Source organism: Microvirga sp. P4_G7, from assembly GCF_056401005.1.
On record NZ_JBFUKD010001026.1, the window covers coordinates 1 to 909 of the forward strand.

Annotated in this window: 1 protein-coding gene; it reads left to right on the forward strand. The window is 57.6% G+C overall.

Annotation, left to right across the window (positions count from 1 at the left end; all coding sequences use genetic code 11):
- The first annotated feature begins 578 nt into the window (after positions 1–578).
- Positions 579–902, forward strand: a complete 324-nt coding sequence (locus AC1DT3_RS22760) for a J domain-containing protein (RefSeq protein ID WP_477467433.1) — start codon at positions 579–581, stop codon at positions 900–902.
- Positions 903–909 lie beyond the last annotated feature (7 nt).

The following is a 909-nucleotide window of genomic DNA, read 5'->3' on the forward strand; positions in this document are numbered from 1 at the left end:
CAGAAAGCCATCGTCCGGCGCGCGAAAGACACGATCCGCGCACAGCGGAACGCGATCCGGAAATTCAAGAGCGCTGCGAAGAGGTGAAATCCATGACCTTCAGCAAAGAAATGATCGACGCGTTGATCGCTGATGGAGAGAAGTTGCGCGCTATGACCGGCGAGGATCATGGCCCGGATTTTCTCGACGACGAATGCTGGAAATGCGGTGGCGAGGGATTCGTCTCACGCTGTTTCGAAGAGTTCGCGTGCATCGACCCGGACGGTGGGTGCGACGACTGCATTCGTACTTGTGACGTTTGCTGTCCGCCAACAAGAACTGCAGGAGCGTGAAGAGTGACAACAGCATTCCCTCTTTCCTGGCCTCCAGGATTCCCGCGCTCGACGCGGCGCGAGAGCGGACAATTCCGGACTTCTCTGTCAACGGCATTGAAGAACGTGGAGGCGAGMGTTCGCGCTTTCGGTCGAGACAGCGGAAAGCCTGTTTGCGACGTCGTTCTGTCATCGAACGTCTCTCTCGGTGTTTCCAATCCAGAAGATCCGGGAATTGCGGTCTGGTTTACATGGGATGGGATTCAGGTGTGCATCCCCGTAGATCGGTATTCGAAAGCCGAGTCGAATCTTCAGGCTATTCATCACATTCTGGAAGCCAGACGCACAGAGCTGCGTCACGGAACGCTAGCGCTCGTTCGCGCCAGTTTCCAAGGCTTCAAGGCACTCCCGGCCCCGCCCGGAGGCCATTGGAGCGAAATCCTCTCCATCCCGAAAAGTGCGTCACAGGCTGAGATCAACGCCGCTCATCGAAAGCTCGTCGCGGAGCATCACCCAGACAGGGGCGGTGACGGTCAGCGGATGGCGATCGTCAATCGCGCTCGCGACGAAGCATTGAAGGAACGAGGCTGATATGACC